The sequence below is a fragment of the Cysteiniphilum sp. genome (assembly GCF_057495195.1).
Map to the genome: position 1 here is coordinate 1 of NZ_JBXTEF010000093.1, position 17,697 is coordinate 17,697.

The 17,697-nt window shown below is 39.2% G+C and carries 16 protein-coding genes; 9 read left to right on the top strand and 7 right to left on the bottom strand.

Annotated features, from left to right (window positions below; translation table 11 throughout):
* The first annotated feature begins 75 nt into the window (after nucleotides 1-75).
* A complete protein-coding gene (locus ACY10D_RS08460) occupies nucleotides 76-1,023 on the top strand; it encodes an amino acid permease (protein WP_487000310.1) in 948 nt (315 codons plus the stop codon).
* 209 nt (nucleotides 1,024-1,232) lie between these two features.
* On the opposite strand, the gene ACY10D_RS08465 is transcribed toward ACY10D_RS08460, so the two are convergent.
* The 3 genes from ACY10D_RS08465 to mnmG are packed head-to-tail and all read right to left on the bottom strand — an operon-like array spanning nucleotide 1,233 to nucleotide 3,865.
* Nucleotides 1,233-1,499: an oxidative damage protection protein gene (locus ACY10D_RS08465; protein ID WP_487000311.1), complete on the bottom strand. Its 267-nt coding sequence runs from the start codon at nucleotides 1,497-1,499 to the stop codon at nucleotides 1,233-1,235.
* 32 nt (nucleotides 1,500-1,531) lie between these two features.
* Nucleotides 1,532-1,951 carry a hypothetical protein gene (locus tag ACY10D_RS08470; RefSeq protein ID WP_487000312.1) on the bottom strand — a complete coding sequence of 140 codons (420 nt, stop codon included), beginning with the start codon at nucleotides 1,949-1,951 and terminating at the stop codon, nucleotides 1,532-1,534.
* Nucleotides 1,952-1,963: 12 nt separating this feature from the next.
* Nucleotides 1,964-3,865 carry a tRNA uridine-5-carboxymethylaminomethyl(34) synthesis enzyme MnmG gene (gene mnmG, locus ACY10D_RS08475; protein ID WP_487000340.1) on the bottom strand — a complete coding sequence of 634 codons (1,902 nt, stop codon included), beginning with the start codon at nucleotides 3,863-3,865 and terminating at the stop codon, nucleotides 1,964-1,966.
* Between the two features lie 146 nt (nucleotides 3,866-4,011).
* On the opposite strand from mnmG, the gene ACY10D_RS08480 reads away from it, so the two are divergent.
* Nucleotides 4,012-4,269 (top strand): hypothetical protein, encoded by a 258-nt coding sequence (locus tag ACY10D_RS08480; RefSeq protein WP_487000313.1) that lies wholly within the window; start codon nucleotides 4,012-4,014, stop codon nucleotides 4,267-4,269.
* Here ACY10D_RS08480 and ACY10D_RS08485 read toward each other — a convergent pair.
* On the bottom strand, nucleotides 4,252-6,525 hold the full coding sequence (locus tag ACY10D_RS08485; RefSeq protein WP_487000314.1) for an MMPL family transporter: 2,274 nt from the start codon (nucleotides 6,523-6,525) through the stop codon (nucleotides 4,252-4,254). The genes ACY10D_RS08480 and ACY10D_RS08485 overlap by 18 nt on opposite strands.
* A 233-nt stretch (nucleotides 6,526-6,758) precedes the next feature.
* Here ACY10D_RS08485 and ACY10D_RS08490 point away from each other — a divergent pair, with 233 nt between their 5' ends.
* The 4 genes from ACY10D_RS08490 to ACY10D_RS08505 all read left to right on the top strand — a co-directional run bounded on the left by ACY10D_RS08490 (nucleotide 6,759) and on the right by ACY10D_RS08505 (nucleotide 12,181).
* A complete protein-coding gene (locus ACY10D_RS08490; RefSeq protein WP_487000315.1) occupies nucleotides 6,759-7,925 on the top strand; it encodes an amino acid permease in 1,167 nt (388 codons plus the stop codon).
* Nucleotides 7,926-8,239: 314 nt separating this feature from the next.
* Nucleotides 8,240-9,640 (top strand): S41 family peptidase, encoded by a 1,401-nt coding sequence (locus ACY10D_RS08495; RefSeq protein WP_487000316.1) that lies wholly within the window; start codon nucleotides 8,240-8,242, stop codon nucleotides 9,638-9,640.
* Between the two features lie 115 nt (nucleotides 9,641-9,755).
* Nucleotides 9,756-11,012, top strand: coding sequence for an FAD-dependent monooxygenase (locus ACY10D_RS08500; RefSeq protein WP_487000317.1), 1,257 nt, complete (start codon nucleotides 9,756-9,758; stop codon nucleotides 11,010-11,012).
* Nucleotides 11,009-12,181, top strand: coding sequence for a UbiH/UbiF/VisC/COQ6 family ubiquinone biosynthesis hydroxylase (locus ACY10D_RS08505; protein ID WP_487000318.1), 1,173 nt, complete (start codon nucleotides 11,009-11,011; stop codon nucleotides 12,179-12,181). Before ACY10D_RS08500 ends, ACY10D_RS08505 begins: the two co-directional genes overlap by 4 nt.
* A 10-nt stretch (nucleotides 12,182-12,191) precedes the next feature.
* Here the strand turns inward: ACY10D_RS08505 and fabG are convergent, their stop codons facing one another.
* The 3 genes from fabG to ACY10D_RS08520 form a co-directional block, all read right to left on the bottom strand.
* Complete coding sequence (fabG, locus tag ACY10D_RS08510) at nucleotides 12,192-12,932, bottom strand: 3-oxoacyl-ACP reductase FabG (protein WP_487000319.1); 741 nt, start codon at nucleotides 12,930-12,932, stop codon at nucleotides 12,192-12,194.
* A 260-nt stretch (nucleotides 12,933-13,192) separates the two neighbouring features.
* Nucleotides 13,193-14,128 carry an ACP S-malonyltransferase gene (fabD, locus tag ACY10D_RS08515; protein ID WP_487000320.1) on the bottom strand — a complete coding sequence of 312 codons (936 nt, stop codon included), beginning with the start codon at nucleotides 14,126-14,128 and terminating at the stop codon, nucleotides 13,193-13,195.
* Nucleotides 14,129-14,324: 196 nt separating this feature from the next.
* On the bottom strand, nucleotides 14,325-15,182 hold the full coding sequence (locus tag ACY10D_RS08520; protein ID WP_487000321.1) for a universal stress protein: 858 nt from the start codon (nucleotides 15,180-15,182) through the stop codon (nucleotides 14,325-14,327).
* A gap of 236 nt (nucleotides 15,183-15,418) precedes the next feature.
* On the opposite strand from ACY10D_RS08520, the gene ACY10D_RS08525 reads away from it, so the two are divergent.
* The 3 genes from ACY10D_RS08525 (at nucleotide 15,419) to pilW (ending at nucleotide 17,695) form a co-directional block, all read left to right on the top strand.
* Nucleotides 15,419-15,553 (top strand): hypothetical protein, encoded by a 135-nt coding sequence (locus ACY10D_RS08525; RefSeq protein WP_487000322.1) that lies wholly within the window; start codon nucleotides 15,419-15,421, stop codon nucleotides 15,551-15,553.
* Nucleotides 15,554-15,818: 265 nt separating this feature from the next.
* Entirely contained in the window at nucleotides 15,819-16,943 is a 1,125-nt protein-coding gene (gene rlmN / locus ACY10D_RS08530; RefSeq protein ID WP_487000323.1) for a dual-specificity RNA methyltransferase RlmN, read from the top strand.
* Nucleotides 16,943-17,695, top strand: a complete 753-nt coding sequence (gene pilW / locus ACY10D_RS08535) for a type IV pilus biogenesis/stability protein PilW (RefSeq protein ID WP_487000324.1) — start codon at nucleotides 16,943-16,945, stop codon at nucleotides 17,693-17,695. Before rlmN ends, pilW begins: the two co-directional genes overlap by 1 nt.
* Nucleotides 17,696-17,697: the final 2 nt, after the last annotated feature.

The following is a 17,697-nucleotide window of genomic DNA, read 5'->3' on the forward strand; positions in this document are numbered from 1 at the left end:
ATTAACACAATAAATTATGGATTGGCAACTCGTAAACTTTATTTTTGATTATTATTCAACCCTTGATTCGCATTAATGACCGCAATTACTGCGATTGGCATTATTTGGGTACTAACAGCATTTAACATGTTTGGTGCACGTACCGTTGGTTGGTTGCAGTTATTATCAATGATAGGCAAAACAATTCCTTTACTTTTTATCATCTTTGCAGGAATTTGGTATATTCATCCGGAGTATTATTTAGAGTTTAATCGCACCGATAGTTCAAGTTTAAGTGCATTGAGTGCTGCGGCCTCATTGACTCTCTGGGCATTTATTGGTTTAGAGTCTGCGGCAGTAACGGCAAGCAAAGTCAAAAACCCGCAAAAAACGATTCCACTAGCGACATTAACTGGTACTTTGATTGCAGCATTTATTTATATCGCGAGTTCTACAGTGATTATGGGGATGGTGCCTGCCGCGGAGCTTGCAAACTCGAATGCACCATTTGCTCTAGCAGCAACAGAGATTATTGGTCAAGCCGGTGGCGTAGTTATAGCCGTTGCTGCGGTGATTGCTTGTTTGGGTACATTAAATGGGTGGATTATGGTGACAGCTGTTGTCTCTAAGTCGATTGCTGAGACTAATCTATTCCCTAAGATTTTTGCCAAAGAAAACCGCTATGGTGCGCCAAGCTTTAGTCTAATCTTATCTGCTGTGCTAATGACGATACTGTTATTATTAACGATGTCAAAAGCTTTGATTGAGCAATTTGAGTTGATCATTCTGATGGCAGTATTAACGGCATTAGTGCCGTATTTCTATACGACAATATCGAATATCTTGGTGATTAAACAACAAGATAAGGATAGTCCATTCTGGCAAATGTCGATTATTATTGCCGTACTCGCGTGTGCTTATTCATTCTGGACAGTATTAGGTTCAGGGCAGGAAGTTGTTTACTATGGTATGATTTTATTCTTTTTGGGCACACCCATTTATGCAATTGCAGAGTGGGTTAATTTGCAAAGAAAAGATAGCTAAGATTAAATACACTTACCCAAAAGGGAGTCATCGTACCCTGAGCATAAGTCGAAGTGGTGCACTGAGAAACATTCGAAGCGATGCACTGAGCGTAAGTCGAAGTGTGGTAAGCTTGGGAAAATCGCAGCTTAATATCCTGTAAGGGGAGCTGTTAGCGGATGCAACTTATTATGCAGGCATGGTATTCGTTTTTATGCTGCGTGCGGTGACTATTCAGGAGTAGAGAAAGCATCAGGCTTTTCAGAACCTTCGCCAAATAAGAATTTTTCCATTTCAGTCATTAAGAATTTCTTAGATTCAGGCTCTAATAGATTAAGGCGATATTCATTGATTAGAATCGTCTGGTGATCAAGCCATTTGCTCCAAGCTTCTTGCGAGATGGATTTTAAAATACGCTGTCCAAGCTCTCCTGGGATTGGCGCGTATTGCATGGCAGTGCCTTGTTGTTTCAGTTTTTCACAAAAAATATCAGTCATGGTTTATCTCTTTTTCTGTTGGGTTTATATTCTTAATAAGAAACGCAGTTGTTACCGCGAAATGTGGTGTTAACAATTTGTCGTGTTTTGTTGTCAAAAACAATCCATGTTGTACAGGATAATGAATAAGTCTGACCACCCACAATCGTGCCAGGTGTCGAGATCACTGTTGTGTTATTGCCATTTTGCACGGTAGTAATGTTCGTTGGCATTTGTGTGATTGGTGTGCTGACAATTTGGCGATCACTATAGACGTAAGCTGTTTGGTTATTATCAAGCTTTAATGTTTTGTTTGGGTATCCCCACATCTGCACAAAGTTATCAATTGTTTGACCATGCCATTGATCTAAAATCGCACGATACTTTGCTGTGGTCGCACATGCACTCATCACAAGACTTAGCATGATGAAAAGCAATGTCTTAAGTAAAGGAGATGTTTTGTTTAGTCTCATCAAAGGCTCCTATTAGTCATTGATATTATTTTGTTTCTTAAGAAAGCCTAACTTTTTCATATAAATAGTCAATAAGGAAATAGCAGCAGGTGTCACCCCTTGGATGCGTGAAGCCTCACCCAAGCTTGATGGGCGTTGTGTCATAAGCTTTTGACGTACCTCATTAGAAAGCCCTGAAACCTTGCTATAATCGAAATCTTGAGGAATTTGTGCATTTTCAAGGGTTTGATTGGCAAGAATTTCTTCATTTTGACGCTCGATATATCCTGCATATTTGGCAGAGATTTCAATTTGTTCAATGGCTTGGGTGTGGTCGATAAACTCACCAAGCTCTGCGATATCAGCAAGGCTTTGATAGTCGACCTCAGGGCGCTTTAATAAATCAAATAGGCTACTTTCTTTACTCATGGCTTTACCAAGCAATGGTTCTAACTTATCGGCTTTAACACTTTTGGGTGCAACCCACGTAGATTTTAAACGCGAGGTTTCACTTGATATCAATGCTGCCTTAGCAAGATATGCTTCTTTATCTTTCTCATTTAATAGCCCAAGCTCAACTGCTTTGGGGCAAAGTCGCGCATCGGCATTATCTTCTCTTAAAATCAATCGATATTCCGCACGTGAAGTAAACATGCGATAAGGCTCTTGTGTGCCCTTGGTGATTAAGTCGTCAATGAGTACACCAATATATGCTTCATTACGCTTGGGTGACCAAGTCGGTTTATCTTGTGCTTTTAGCGCTGCATTTAATCCGGCAATAAGACCCTGAGCGCCGGCTTCTTCGTAGCCGGTTGTGCCATTGATTTGTCCAGCAAAGAAGAGATTCTCAACGTGCTTGGTTTCCAAGCTTGGATATAAACCACGCGGATCAAAGAAATCATATTCAATAGCATAACCAGGGCGTGTGATATATGCGTTTTCAAAACCTTTGATACTGCGAATAAACTGCAGTTGCACATCAAATGGCAAAGAAGTCGACATGCCATTAGGGTAAAGTTCGATACTATCTAAGCCTTCAGGTTCAACAAAAATTTGATGACGATCTTTATCAGCAAAGCGCACGATTTTATCCTCAATGGATGGGCAATAACGTGGTCCAATACCATCGATCATGCCGCCATACATTGCTGAGCGATCAAGGTTTTTAAGAATAATCTCATGAGTTTTAAGATTGGTGTAGGTGATATGACATGGCACTTGCAGTGGATGTTCATGTGCTTCAGTGAAAAATGAGAAACAAGGAGTTGGATCATCACCAGGCTGGGCACCCATTGCTGTAAAGTTAACTGTGCGTTTATCAATACGTGGTGGGGTACCTGTTTTTAAACGTGCGACATTAAAAGGAAGTGCACGCAGTTTCTGCGCTAAGGCATTAGCCGGTTGGTCACCGGCACGACCGCCTTGATAGTTATTAAAGCCGATGTGAATTTTTCCTGCTAGAAACGTGCCAACGGTTAAAACAACTGTTTTGGCACGAAAGCTTAATCCCATTTGCGTGACAACACCAGTAACACGATCATTTTCGATCAATAGGTCATCAACGCCTTGTTGGAAAATTGATAAGTTTTCTTGGTTCTCTAGCGCATGGCGTACCGCAATTTTGTAAAGTGTGCGATCAGCTTGGGCGCGTGTCGCGCGTACCGCAGGTCCTTTTCTGGCATTAAGTGTGCGAAACTGAATACCTGCTTTATCAATCGCTTTTGCCATAATGCCGCCTAAGGCATCAATCTCTTTAACCAAGTGACCTTTACCAATACCGCCTATAGCAGGGTTACAAGACATCTGTCCTAAAGTGTCGATATTGTGTGTTAAGAGTAAAGTGTTGGCACCCATGCGTGCTGCTGCCGCTGCGGCTTCTGTTCCAGCATGGCCGCCGCCAACAACGATAACGTCAAAGTCTTGAGGATAAAACATCATAATAATAGATCTACTTGTTAATTTATGGTTGTTATAACTAGCTTAGTTTATTTAAAACCGATTAATTAGGCTGCAAAATTTCACTAATTTGACTAATGCGCATCATATAAAAAAAACAAGGGTATGTCCATGAACTTTGAGTTATGACACCTTTACAGGATAAGCTAGTCAAAATTTTATATGAATGTAATCAACATAAAAAAAGAATAGATTATGCGTATAACAATATGAAAGATAGGCTTCCCTTTGATGCAGAAAAATATGAACAATTTCAAGATGAGGAGGTTGAGTATATTGACCAATTTTTATTTCGTTTTTCTAAGTTGCAGGATGTGATGGGGGAAAGGTTATTTCCAACGATACTTAGTCTTTGGCAGAGGATGTTAAGCGCTAGAGGCTAAGGGTGACAATAAAAACGCACTGGCAATGCCGACAAATACAGCTAAGCCAAAGTAATGGATAACAGGTGTCTGGCTGAAAGCCAATAGTCCAAAGGAAAGGATGGTGGTAATTGCTGAGAGTGTGACTGCGAGCATCGTGCTATGCAAGCTTGATTTGGTTTCAGCAAAAAACAATACATAATCAACGGCAATGCCCAGCACTAGAATTAATGCCAGAATGCTAAAGAGTGTTACAGGGACGTTAAATATGCCAAACACGGCAAGGCTTAGTAAGGTTGCCATCGTTGGTGGCACAAAATAGCAAATCGCTTTTTTTAGACTTTTATAACGGAATAATAACAATAAAAATAGCGCCACGAATACGATAACTAGGAGATAACTAATATATTGACGATAGGTTTTAAAAACATGAGAAATCTCATCTGCCTTGTTGATAAAGTTAGCATAAGGAAGCTCAGCGCAAATTATCTTGATATCATTCATATTGAGTTTTTGTGATAACAAAACAATGGAAGCAAACCCTGTATTAGAATGTGTTGAAGTGTTAGCTTTGCCCATCCATAAAAATTGTAAGTTTTGTGAAACGGGTGAGTTTAACCAATCGTTAACAGTCAGTGCTTTAAAAGGGATATTGCGCAAGTTCTTTTCAATGCTTTTGATTTCTTTATTATCAACACCAATTTGGTTTAAAAAGTCACTTAATCGATTTTGTAACAAGTTCTCACGTACAAGGGTGTAGTTCTGTTGTTGATCTTCAATACTTGGTAGATACTGACTAATCGAGATAACCGGTTGCAAGATATTTGGGTTTTGCGCTTTAATTTGATTAATTAACATGTGCTCATGACTGATCACATCTTCAGGTGTGTTACCTGTTACAACAACAAAATCAGTACTAACATCGCTGCCAATAATCGATTTTAACTGCTGTTCATTGGCTTTTAGTACTTTGGGTGTTGCCTCTAAAATGCGAATGTCATCATTGCTATGCAGTTTGGAGATGCCAATGGCGGCAATAATCACAAGAATCATATAGATGATCATGATTTTTTTGATACTTAAGTTTTGCCAGAGCTTAAGATAAAGCGTGGCAATGTGACAAATAAACGAATTAAAGGTACGTTTATGTGGTTTAAGCAGATAAGGAAACAAACAGACCACAGTCAGGTATGACATAAATAAACCGCTAATGGCAAAGGTGGCAAGCTGTCTTAGTCCAGGAAAAGGGGCGATGGCGATAATCAAGTAAGCAATGATAACGTTTAAAAGACCTAGGGTAATGCCAGAGAAGATGCGCTTTAATCCCGCTCTTGATTGCCATAATTTCCCGCCATACAGTCGATCAGCATAGTAGAAAAAGGCATAATCAACTGATATACCAATTAAACTGGCACCAAATACAAGTGTGAATAAAAAGACCTTACCAAATATAAGATAGGTCACAATAAAGGCAAAAACAAAGCCGATAGCACTCGAGAATAATGTCAATAGCAATGGTGATAATGAACGAAAACTAATAAGCATTAAGAGAATAATACCAATCAACGAGCCAACACCAATAATTGAGACGTCATGGCGCGCGCTATCTGTGCCTGCTTTGGCATAAAAAAGCATACCGGTCATTAAAAAAGTGCTTTGTGGATAATTACTGGTAATCGTTTGTTTAATATCACTAAAAAGATGCGTGATATTGTTTTGATTACTTAAGGAAAAACTATCATCTTTTAATGTGGCATTAATCATGCTGTACCAGATGCCATTGTCTTCGGTCATCAGGTGATTTTTATATAAATCAAGCTTATTAGATGGTTTAGGCAAAGCTAAAATAAAGTGCTGAAAAAGAGAAAAAGGATCGTTTTGCAAAAGCTTAGAATTACTAATGCCAATAGGATTATAAATATTAAACAAAGCCTGTTGGCTAATGGCGTCAAAGTTGTGTTGCGTTATCAATGCACGATCTTTATCCGATAATAAGGATAAGCGATAGGGGAAATAAAAGCTTGCCCATGCTTCTTGTTCATTGATGCTTATACCATTAGTTACACTGGAAAAATAATTAGATTGTTGAAGTCTATGACTAAAGACATCCGAAGCTTTCAGTGCTTTATTTTGATTAGGATTGCCAACCAAAATAACGATTTGTTTGCCCATGGTATTGGCAAAATCATCCGCAATCTTTTCCACACTATTAGCATCTTTGGCACCTGGTAATAGTGCCAGCATATTGGTGTTAATGGGTAAACCTTGGAAAAGCAAAAATACAAAGCTTAGAACGCTTAGGGTTGAAAGTATTATCCAAAGATATAAACGCTTTTTGAAACAATTCTTCTGAGAGTGCATGTTGATATAGATTTTAAACTCATGGCAGCATACTGGCAGATAATCTAGAGAAGTACAATTTTTATTTAGGCGTGAGACATTGTTAAGTTAGACTTTTTATCTGTACTGCTGTATCGTTACGTTTTTGGTGTATTTAATGGAGAAAGCAAATGACAAGATCGCTCGGTGGTGCGTTTTTAGTCGTTGGGACAACAATTGGTGCGGGGATGTTATCATTGCCGCTAATTACGGCAGCCTGTGGCTTGTGGGTATCGATAGTATTAATTATTATTTCATGGTCAGTAATGTATTTAACGGCATTAAGGCTTATAAAAGTCTGCGCACATCAGCCATTGGGGGTGAACTTTACTTCATTGATCAAAGAGGAGATGCCCAAGAGCTTACAAGTAGTTTTTACATTGGTTTATTTGCTTTTGCTCTATGCATTAATGGCTGCCTATACCACACAAGGCGCGTCATTGGTGAATTTGGTATCACAAGCACAGGTGCCAACAGTCAGTATTGATGCTGTTGTCTTTATCTTGATTTTTGGGCTTGTTATCTTAAGCACGCGCTTAAGTGATTATGTCAATCGCTCATTTGTGTCAGTTAAACTCATATTTTACGTGTTATGCGTTGTGAGTATGCTGTTTGCCTTAAAATGGGCAAATATGCTTGAGATGCCATTATCTTTCTATGCTTTGGTGTTTGCATGGCCAACACTTTTGCCTTCTTTTGGTTTTCAGAACATCATTCCCGTATTGTATGAATATCAAAAGGGTGACGTTCAAGCAGTCAAGCGTAGTGTATTTATCGGCAGTATTGCTGTATTGATAATTTATATCATCTGGCTTATTGTCTGCTTGGCGATTTTGCCACAACAAGGCGTGCATAGCTATGAGACGATCTTTAAAGATGGCAATACCTTAACCGCATTGATGAGTGAGATAAAACAAGCCACCCAAAGTGCAAGTATCAATACCTTCTTATCAGTGTTTGTGAATATTTCAATTATTACTTCATTTATTTGTATTGGCTTGTCGCTTTATCATTATATTCGAGACACGTTTAGACGATTTAATATTGAGTTAAATAAAATAATTGGTTTTTTATTGACCTTTATTCCACCGTTTATATTTACGGTTTTTTATCCTAAAGGCTTTATCTTAGCATTGCAATACGCTGCTATTTTTGCGGTAGTCATTTTTGTATTTACACCGATTTATTTGGATAAAGAAAATAGAAAAGAAGTCATTAATTTTTACCCTTTGGTGTTAGGTACTTTAGTTATAGTTGCGCAAATATTGAACTTAAGCGGAATATCACAGCCATTCTAACAATACTGAAAACTCTCCATTTTTTTGAATTTTTCCTCGCCCAATAAAACTCAATATGGCTTTTAAGTCTTCTTGGCTTATCTGATGCTGCTCAGTAAAATATAATACTCCTCATTCCTGGTGGACTCATTTTCCCAAATTGAGGGATATATAAGCTGCATGAGCAATCGCGCAAGGGGAGAGATAGCTTATTTATACATTATGCCAATATTGAATCTTTATTTGAAAATATGTAAATACTTTCTACACTTAAGAATAAACAGGAACCGGAGTAAACGGATGTTTTCTTATAAGCTAAAGTAGAGGTACAGGCTATGAAAAAAATAAATTTGACACTCTATATATCATTGATTGGTTTTCTTTGTATGCCAGTATTTTCGCAAGGCGATCAACTAAACGAAGTAAATCAAGTCAGACAAAGTCCAGACACACAAAAACACATTGATAAGTTATCACGTAGCATTGGTTTGGTAAAACAAGCCTATGTTGATGAGTTAAGTGATGAGGAGATTCTTGAAGGAGCGATTGATGGCATGTTACAGTCGTTAGATCCGCACTCAAGATTTTTAGATGATGATGATTTTGAGGATCTGCAAATGTCCGTGCATGGCGAGTTTGCTGGTCTTGGCATGCATGTTAGCGCTGAAAATGAGCGCATCAAGGTCATCTCACCGATTGATGACACACCTGCACAGCGTGCAGGTGTTAAAGCGGGTGATTATATTATTAAAATCAATGATATCAGTGTTGCCGGTTTAACTTTGGATGAAGCGGTGCAAAAGATGCGTGGGCAACCGGGGACTGAAGTGTCAATCACGTTGTTGCGACCTAAAGCGCCTAAGCCGATTAAATTGTCATTAATACGTGAAAATATCAAGCTAGATTCGGTTAAATCTGAAATTGTGGCAGAAGACTATGGTTATTTGAGAATTAGTCAATTTCAAGGTAATACTGCCGAGGAGTTAAAGAAAAATATCGATAAATTGGTTAAGGAGAATGCGCATTTGAAAGGTTATGTGTTGGATTTACGCAATAACCCTGGTGGCCTCTTGGATGCTGCTGTAGCAGTTAGTGATACTTTTTTGCAAGTAACACCTGCAAACCCTAAAAAGATTGTTTTTACCAAATCACGTAATCCATTGGAGTCAATCACAAGTTATGCTGTGAGCAATGATTATATCCATGGCCTACCTATGGTTGTATTGGTGAATATGGGCTCTGCATCAGCATCAGAAATTGTTGCAGGGGCATTACAAGACCACCAAAGGGCGGTGATTGTTGGGGTTAAGACATTTGGCAAAGGCTCTGTACAAACAGTTATTCCTATTTCAGAAACCAATGCCGTGAAGTTGACAACGGCACGATATTACACACCTAATGGGGTTGCTATTCAATCAAGAGGGGTGATTCCTGATGTCATCATTGATGAAGAAGAGATCGATTTATTGGCAGATAATACGAAAGATGATGAAGGTGATAGCGATACGCTAGCGTTAATCTTTGATGAAAGTAGTTTTGAACATGCCATTGTCTCAAATAATGATATTCAAAAGGATAAAGCAACAAAAGAAGCATTGGCAAATTATAAGAAAGACTATAAAAATTCGCAAAGTCTACTGCATAAAGATAAGCAGTTAGCGCAAGCCATTAGTATATTGAAAGTATTAAATGCGATGAATAAAGTGCCGTCAAATAATGCACTAGCGAATGCGTAAAACAAAGAATTTAAATGAATTCAAAAGAATAATGTCTATCAGCCATTCTAAAGTCTAACAACTATCGTTAAACTATCTTCAGTTAATAAGGGCGTATATATACTTGTTATTGAAAATGACTGAAGATAGTAAAAAGAACAATTCAGATAATAGTCACCACGACATCGTGATTGTTGGTGGTGGTGCTGTTGGCATGTTGATGGCATTGAGCTTAGCAAAGCAAGATAAGCAAATCACACTCATTGAAAAGCTTGCCAGTACTGAACTAAGTAAAAGTGACAACAGATCGATCGCTTTGTCGTATAGCTCGGTATGCGTGTTAGAAACCTTAGGTATTTGGCAGAAGATCAAAGACCATGTTGAATATATCAAGCAGGTGCATGTGTCAGACAAAGGGCAATATGCACAGACCAATCTTTATGCCAAAGATGAGGGCTTAGCGTTTTTGGGCATTGTCGTTAAGATGCAGTACTTATTGCCAGCACTGTATCAAGCGCTTATGCGTGAAAATCATATTACACTTTATCAAAACTGTCGGGTGCTTGATTTGTTGGAGCAGAACGAGCGTTTTAATTTAGTGATTGAAAAAGATGATAATGCTTTAGAAATAACCGCAGATTTAATTATTGCTGCTGATGGTGCGCAGTCTAAGTTGCGTGAAAAAGCGGGTATTTCGGCTCATACACATGATTATCAGCAAAGCGCGCTAGTGTTTGATCTTGACCTGCAAAGAGCACATAACAATATCGCATATGAGCGTTTTATTAATAATGGCGTATTAGCACTCTTGCCGGTTGATGATCGACAAATGGCGTGCGTGTGGAGTGTTGATCATGACAAAGTTGATTATTGGAAGGCTCAAACAAAACCAACTATTTTAAAAGAAATACAGCGCCTTGTTGGCTATCGCTTAGGGCGTTTTGTTGATGTGAACGAGCTTAAAAGTTTTCCGTTGTCACTTATTCGCGCACAAACGCTTTATCACAAAAATGTATTATTATTTGGCAATGCCTCGCATTTCTTGCATCCGATTTCAGGTCAAGGGTTAAATCTTAGCATTCGCGATATTGGTATAGTCTATGATTTACTGGCAAGTGATGACGCCGCGTTTACAACACAAGATATTGCCAGGATGTTAGCTAAGTATCAAGAGACTAGAGTATTTGATCATAAACGCACAGCGTTGTTGACACATTCTATGATTAATGTGTTTAGTCAGGATGTGTTACCCATTAAACTTGCCAGAGGCTTTGCCCTTCATTGCTTGGAGCGTGATCAACATTTGAAAAAATCTTTTAGCAAATTAATGATGGGTAAATATAATCACGGTTCAAGCTTAATGCGCTCAAAGCATGGAAAAAGTATCTTATGAAATATGATGTAATGGTTGTCGGTGGCGGCATGGCGGGTTTGTCTTTAAGTTTAGGCTTAGTGCAAAACGGCTTTAAAGTTGCTGTGGTTGAAGTAGGAAACATTGTAAAGTCGTTTGATGAGGCAGCAGCACCAAAACGCGTTAGCGCAATTAATGCCGCCTCCCAAGGCTTATTAAACGAGCTTGGTGTTTGGCGTGACATTGTCAATATGCGAATAAACCCCTATGTTGCCATGGAGGTTTGGGATCAAAATTCAAGTGCGCAATTAAGCCTTAAGGCTGAAGAGTGTTCGCTACAGAGTCTGGGGGCTATTGTTGAGAATGATTTAATCGTTGCGCAATTATATCAAGCACTTAAAAAGTCAGATGTTGCTATTTTTGAGCACTCAAAAATTACAGCGTTGACGTCGCACACGTCGCATACTGCGATAACACTTGATCATGGCAAAGAGCTTGAGGCAGCACTGATTGTTGGTGCTGATGGCGCTAACTCGTTTATTCGCCAGCAATATAACTTTGACTGCAGCGTTAAATCCTATCAACAACATGCCATCGTTGCTAATGTTAAAGCGATAAAGCCGCATCAAGATATTGCTTATCAGCGCTTTTTGAAAAAGGGTGTGTTAGCACTTTTACCGCTTTGCGATCCTTATTTATGTTCTATTGTCTTTTCAATTGCCAGTGATGAGCTTACAAAGTTTAATGCAATGGATGATAAGAGCTTTAATGAATATCTCAGCATGACTGCAGAAGGCAAATTAGGTGATTTGCAATTACAAAGTAAGCGCATGAGCTTTGAGTTGATTGAACGCCATGTTGATAGTTATTACAAGCAGGGTGTGGTGCTGATTGCCGATGCTGCACATACGATTCATCCATTAGCGGGGCAAGGCATTAATTTAGGCTTTGCCGATGTGCGCGCGTTGATAGAGGTATTAACTGAAGCAAAGCATCTGCGACGCAATATTGCCGATGTTAGTACCTTGGCAAAATATGCGCGTAAACGCCAGTTTGATAATCAGTTGATGATTCATACAATGCAAGGGCTAAAACAGCTTTTTTGTAACGATCACCTGCTTATAAAGCCTTTAAGAGCCTTAGGTGTGAATGCGATAAATAACAGTAAGATATTAAAACGATTTTTTATCGAGCAAGCTGCAGGTGGCTAATTAGCTAGAGCTATGCCATATACATGCCGCCATTGACATGTATTGTTTGTCCGGTGATATAGCGCGCACCTTCAGACGCTAAGAAAGTAACTGCATGGGCGATGTCCTCGGGTTGTCCCAAGGTTTGTGCTGGCACCTGTGTGATAATGGCTTGCTTTTGCTCATCGGTTAATTTATCGGTCATGTCTGTTTGGATAAAGCCAGGTGCGACCACATTAACGGTGATGTTGCGTGAGGCGATTTCTTGTGCCAATGACTTAGAAAAACCAATAACACCAGCTTTACTAGCACAGTAGTTTGCTTGCCCTGGGTTACCAGATGTGCCAACCACTGAGCCAATTGTAATGATGCGACCCCAGCGTTTTTTCATCATGTGACGAATTGCTGCTTTAGAAATATTAAACACAGAGTCTAAGTTGGTGTGAATGACACTTAGCCAGTCTTCTTCGCTTAAACGCATCATTAGATTGTCTTTAGTAATACCGGCATTGTTAACGATAATATCTGGATAACCTGTGTTATCTTTCATCCAAGCGAAAGCTGCTTCAATACTTTGCGCTTCAGTCACATTAAGTTTAATGCCGTGACCTTTGCCATAGCTTTGTAATGTTTGAGTGATTTTCTCAGCCCCTGCCTCAGAGGTTGCCGTACCAATGACGGTTGCACCTTTTTCCGCGAAATCTTTAGCAATAGCAGCACCAATGCCACGGCTTGCACCCGTTACAAAAACTACTTTATTCTCAAAATTCATTTTTTATCCTTTTATTTGTATTGGTATATTCAAATATTCTTTTAACATTATTCATCTCTCTATGAGAGTAAATGCCTTTAAGAGAGGCTTCGACTGAGCTCAGCCAACGTCAGTATATTGTCCCTTGAGCGTAAGCCGAAGGGGTCTAAGTAAGTGCCTTTAATAGAGGCTTCGACTAATACTTGCCAATTGTCAATATATCGTCCCCTGAGCGTAAGTCGAAGGGGCTTAAGCAAGCATCTTTAATGTAGCTATAGCTATTATGCTTTAACTTGTTCAAGCAGTTTATCCATCGCTTCAACGCTTGCAGTATCTTGATAGTTAAGCTCTTTAACAATGCGTTTATTTAGGCCTGTTAATACCTTGTTTGCACCGCATTCGATAACGTTAGTAATACCAAGCTCAGCCATCTTCTCAACGGTTTGCGTCCATTTGACAGGAGAGTAAAGCTGTTTAACCAAAGCTGTTTTAATCTCATTGATGTCAGTATGCGATTGAACGTCGTAGTTGTGAATCACTTTAATGGCTGGCACTTTGATGATGATCTTATCTAAAGCCGTGGCAAATTTATCGGCTGCTTCTTTCATTAATGAGCAATGCGATGGCACGCTAACAGGAAGCAGTTGCGCGCGTTTAGCGCCCATTTCTTTGGCGATTTCATTGGCTTTCTCAACGGCTTGTAACTCACCTGAGATTACAACTTGTCCATGTGAATTAAAATTAGCAGGTTCAACAATGCCAACGGATCTTGCTTGATCACAACACTTGATCACTTCTTCATTGCTTAATGCCAGAATAGCACTCATGGCACATGCTTTATCAGTAATCGCTGATTGCATCAGTTGTCCGCGCAAACGCACCAAACGTAGCGCATCAGCAAAATTAATGCTGCCTGCAGCACAAAGTGCCGAATACTCACCAAGGCTGTGTCCTGCAAGTATTTCAGGGGTGATATTGCTGTGATTGTTAAGTACACGCCAAACGGCAATGCTTGCAGCTAATAACGCGGGTTGTGTATATTCTGTTTGGTTAAGCTTATCTTCATTTTCTTGAGTAATTTGCCAAAGATCAAAACCTAAAGCATCATTGGCTTCAGCAAAGGTTTGTTTAACTTCATTAAAACGTGCGTAATAATCACCTAACATCCCAAGTTTTTGTGAGCCTTGTCCTGGGAAAACTATGGCTGTTGTTGTCATATCAATATTCCTAGTTTCTTAATACTGTAATCATCACTAATTATTTGTGGTTATAAATAGCAGCAAATAATTAGTTATGGGGCTATTAAAGCTAGCACTATCCTAGTGAATTTTGCGCCAATCTTCAAAAGGTTTGTTATTGATTAAGATAAATTATCACAGAGATTAAAGAATTGGATAAAGGAAAGTATAGAATCTATGCTTTAAGCTTAGTAACAAGCACATCCTGTTTGGCGTGGTGAAGTACCGCATTGGCAGTTGATCCTAGGAAAAAGCGGCCAAAGGCGCCACGCTGATGGCTACCAATGACAATAAGTCCATAGCCGTGTGAGTTAGCCGTTTCCGTAATCTCATCTGCGGCACTACCTGCTTGGAGATAACGTTGACCTTTGAATTGGTATTCGTTTGACCAATCATTAAGTTTTTGCTGCATATCCTCGGTAAGTTGGGATTGTACTTCTGGCACGATGCCATAAATGCCAGTAACAACGGTTGGATCACCTTGAACACAAATTGTTGAAACCGATGAGTCAAAAGTCTGTGCAATCTCTTTTGCAAGGCTAGCAACTTGGGCGCTATCATCCTCAAGATCGGTAGCCAGTAGAATCTTGCCATAATTCATCACTTGATTTGGATTGTTCTCACGGATACGTACAGTTAAAACATCACATTTAGCTTTATGCAAGACACTGTTGGCTGTAGAACCTAGCAGCAGGTTTAAACCATGACGTGCGTGCGAGCCGATAATAATCAGATCACAGTCATGTTCTTCAGCATAATGTGTGATTTCATAATTTGGATTGCCTTGAGCAATATGAAATTCGGCATTAATGCCATCGAATTGTGGCTTAATCTCTTGTAATTTTTGTTTGGCATTTTCTTGTAAGCTTTTTTGGAAATCCATTGCCGCAGGTACAAATTCAGCAGCATTATCAATAACGGTCATGACATCAAGCTTAAGCTTTAGCTTGTGTGCAATGGCTTTAGCTGATGCGATAACGTGTTCTGTGTCTTCATAAATATTAACGGCAACAAGTGCTTTTTTGTATGTCATGGTGAGCTCCCTTATAAATGTTAACCATGGGTAAATGTGTTCCATAAACATTAGTTTATACCCATCACAAACCATTTTACAGATTTTTTTGCTTTGTATTTTGCGTGTTTTTGGCGAACTGTTAGCACGTTTATTGCTATTTGTTTTTTTGATAAGGCTATAAGTTTATATGATTTTTGTTTATAAATAGTACAGGTTAGAATGGCTGTAGTGAAAATGATCAATGAGAGTAAATAATGAAAACAATAATGGCTTTAGTGATTGCAATGGTAGGTATCGCTGGCGTTTTGGCTTTAACATCACTTAAAACTGAGGCGCTTTTGCAACAAAAATACATTGAACGCGTCGTTTTCCAGAGCGATTTTGTATAAACTCCCCAATGTGCAAACAGCAAAAGATCTCACAAAATTATTGAACGCAAAATAATCATCTGTATAATGCCTTATGCAATCATATCATTGATTAATTGACGTTACGCATTTTAGAAAAATCTATGATTTTATAAACACCCTGTCAGCCTGCGGCTGCCACCCTTTGCAAGAGGGGTGCTTAAGCTTGCGAGGCGGGTGTTGAAATAGAAAAAGTGCGTAACTTTGGTGATTCAATCAATAGAATAAAACGACATAGAGTATATAGATGCAAGATACGGCAATTGAGAAAGTAGTAACAAAAATAAACCTAATGAATTTCTGTCAAAAAGACTTACAAGTGTATTTTGCAAGTATTGACGAGAAACCATTTCGAGCCAAACAAGTATTTAAGTGGATTCATCAAAAGGGTATCACATCTTTTGATGATATGAGTGATTTAAGTAAAGCCTTGCGTCAGAAGCTGATGGATGTGGCTGAAGTGGTTGCTCCTAAAGTGGTATTAGATAAGCCCTCAAATGATGGTACGCATAAGTGGCTCATTGATGTTGGTGGTAATTTAGTTGAAACCGTTTATATTCCTGAAGGTTCGCGTGGTACATTGTGTGTTTCCTCACAAGTAGGTTGTACGTTGAACTGTAGTTTTTGCTCGACAGGCAAGCAAGGCTTCAATCGCAATTTAACTGTAGCTGAAATTATTGGTCAAGTGTGGACAGCAGTGCGTGCATTATCAAAGCAACAAGGCGAGCATGATCGACACGTGACTAATGTGGTGATGATGGGTATGGGTGAGCCATTGATGAACTTTGATGCCGTGGTCAGTGCGATGGATATTATGATGGATGATTTGGCTTATGGCTTGTCAAAGCGTCGTGTAACACTAAGCACATCGGGTGTTGTACCGCGCATTTATGATCTGCTTGAGCAGTCAGATGTCTCATTAGCCGTATCACTACACGCGCCTAATGATGCACTTCGTAATGAGCTAGTTCCGATTAATAAGAAATATAATATTGATGAGCTGATGGCAGCATGTAAGCTTTATGCGCAACGTGGGCCGCATAAGGAAATCACTTTTGAGTATACTTTAATGGAGCATGTTAATGATGAGCTTGAGCATGTAAAAGAGCTAGTAACACTATTGAAGTCAAAACAGGTTCCGGCTAAGATCAACCTTATACCATTTAACCCATACCCTGGCACGCCCTATAAGAAGCCTAGCAACAATCGAACACATCGCTTTCAGCAATATTTAACGGAAGCAGGTTTCGTGGCAACGATTAGGAAAACCAGAGGTGATGATATTGACGCGGCATGCGGTCAACTTGCAGGTAAAGTGCAGGATAAAACCAAGCGTCAGGCGCGATATCAACGTAGCTTAAGTGAGGCATAATGCTAAAAATAAGGAATCCATTGGTCAAGGCAGGACTTTTTATATCAATTATAATGATAGCTGGATGTGCAAGTAATTCTAAGCAGTTACCAGATATCCCCGAAGCACCGACTGTTGATTATGCTAAAGCGGCAAAGATTAATGCTGAATTAGCCGTGGTTTATGCGCAGCGTGAGATGTTAGATCGCGCCAAAGAGAAGCTCTTAAAAGCCAAGTCACAAGATGCTAATGTGCCCACGATCTATTATGCTGAAGGCTTATATTATCAGAATCTAGGCATGCCAGATCTTGCCGAGCGCTCTTATGAAAAAGCATTACGCATGGCACCAAATGATTTCCAAGCCTATAATTTTTATGCGCAATTTTTATGTATGGATAAGCATAAATATCAACAAGCCAACAATTTGTTTCAACGCTCAATTGTGCTGCCAAAAAATATCAATTTAGCTGAGACTTTTACCCTTTATGGGCGTTGTTTGTTAGAACAAGGTAATAGTAAACAAGCCAAACACTATTTTGAGAAAGCGATAGATCAAGGTGCTGGGAGTACTTTGTCTTACTGGGAGCTTGCGCAACTTGAGTATCACGAAAGAGACTATAAAGATGCACTTAGCATGGTCAATCGATATATTGAATTAGCAGGTAAGACACAAGAGAGTATCAAGCTTAAGATGGATATATTACAAGCCTTAGGCAATTACAATGAAGCAGCAACCTTGCGCTTGCAGCTGAGCTCTAAATTGTACGAGTAAGG